The organism is Rhodococcus sp. EPR-157, assembly GCF_001647195.1.
Taxonomy (GTDB): Bacteria; Actinomycetota; Actinomycetes; order Mycobacteriales; family Mycobacteriaceae; genus Rhodococcoides.
In genome coordinates this window covers 1-1,440 of the sequence record NZ_LVCV01000397.1, presented here as the reverse complement: position 1 = coordinate 1,440, position 1,440 = coordinate 1, and the positions used below count along the sequence as shown (strand labels likewise).

Genomic DNA, 1,440 nt, shown 5'->3' with positions numbered 1-1,440 from the left:
CGGATTGACGCTCAACAGGTTGCCGCTCACGGCGCTGCGGATGGTCTGCGGGGTCCTCGACTGGGCACGGGTGACAGCGATCGCATCGGTACTCGGCAAAGCCTCCGATGCCACCATCGAAGCCCTCGAATTCGAGGCCCTCGCGCTCGCGGAGTCAGTCGGTCCGCGGAGCCTGCGACTGATGCTGTGGCAGATGTGGATGGAGCTCGACCCGCAGGAAGCATCGACGGTGCGGTCGGCGTCGGTGAAAGGACAACGCGGCATGTCCCTCACCCAAGAAGGCGACGGGTCCTCCCAGTTGAAGGTCACCATGACCGATGTCGAGGGCGCCGAAGCCGAAGCGTTGATCGAAGAACTGGTCGGATCGGTCTGCGCTCAGGATCCACGGTCGGCGCGGGAACTACGCGTCGATGCACTACTGGCATTGCTCCACGGCGAGCACGCTCTGCAATGCCGCTGTGACCGCGGTGAAAGGTGCCCGCAGTTCGGGGTCGCCGATCTCGCGGACGGTCGGCGGGGACATCTGATACAGATCTTGATCGAAGTGGAAACACTGCTGGGGCTGAGCCAGACTCCCGCGGTCCTCGCCGACGGGACACCGCTGGATCCGGAGTTGGCGCGGATGCTCGCCGAAGACAGCACATGGCAGGGCCTGCTGATGGAGCTGACCCAGTCCGAGGCCTTCCAGACCGCACGGCGTGCACGGTCGGCCGCGGATGCGAGGACGGCACAGACAACCGACACGGCACAGGACACCGACACCGCACAGGACACCGAGACAAGCAGTAAGACCGACGGCGATGGCCCGGACACCGAAGATCCAGACGACGATCCGGACGGCGGCGATTCTGACGGCGGAGGCACAGGCGGCGGTCCAGACGACGACGGTCCAGGCGACGGCGGTCCCAGCGACAACGCCCCGGACACAGTCGGCGGTCCGGACACCGATCCGGACCGAAAGACGCACTCCGCGAACGACACCACCCCACCACCGACATCCGAAAAACCCAACCCCGACCCCGACCCGGATGCTGGAGCCGGGCCCGATAGTGCGACCAGGTCGTCCACCCGCGGCGCCCGGTTATGGCGACTACTCTTCCGCGGCCGAATACGACCCGCAGGCACCGTCCCACCACACCGACCCCACAACAACAAAACCCACACCAACAGCAGACATCACACCGGAACCGGCTCCGCCCCCGGTGAGGAATACGCACGCGCACAACTGATCACCGCACTCCTCGCCGCGATCAGAGACAACCCCGCCCTCGCCACCGGCCTGCACCCCGACGGACACGGCGGACACGGCGGACCACCACCAGGAGCACTGACCTACCGACCCAGCAGCGAACTCGCCGCCCGCATCCGCATGACCTACAGCACCTGCACCCACCCCGGCTGCGACATCCCCTCCACCCGCTGCCAACTCGACCACATCGT

Annotated in this window: 1 protein-coding gene; it reads left to right on the top strand. The window is 66.5% G+C overall.

The annotated features are described in order from the left end of the window. Window positions 1–19 precede the first annotated feature (19 nt). The coding region (locus A2J03_RS18120) for a DUF222 domain-containing protein (RefSeq protein WP_197480847.1) at window positions 20–1,440 on the top strand (1,421 nt) is incomplete at its 3' end.